Source organism: Chryseobacterium taiwanense (assembly GCF_000813825.1).
In the GTDB taxonomy this organism is placed as follows: domain Bacteria; phylum Bacteroidota; class Bacteroidia; order Flavobacteriales; family Weeksellaceae; genus Chryseobacterium; species Chryseobacterium taiwanense.
Genome location: NZ_JWTA01000043.1, coordinates 1 through 224 on the forward strand (window position 1 = coordinate 1; position 224 = coordinate 224).

A 224-nucleotide genomic window follows, 5' to 3' on the forward strand; every position below is an offset into this window, starting at 1 on the left:
ATTTGAGAAACTGCTTTCTCTATTTCAAGATTGGTCTTGGCTATTTCTTTGTTCTTCGCATTCACCATATAGGCAAAAGCTACTGTGAACACTACCGGTAAGGCTAAAATTCTTCGCGCATACCCGAATTTCGTCTGTGATTTTTGTAACATTGTTAATCGCTTTTTTAAATTGGAACTTAGAAACGGACTCGTCGCTGGTAACTCTACTCCGGAAAAGTGACT

The 224-nt window shown here is 38.8% G+C and carries 1 pseudogene; it reads right to left on the reverse strand.

Going from position 1 to position 224, the window contains the following annotated elements:
- A pseudogene (locus tag RM51_RS19705) lies at positions 1-224 on the reverse strand (M56 family metallopeptidase); the annotation flags it as partial.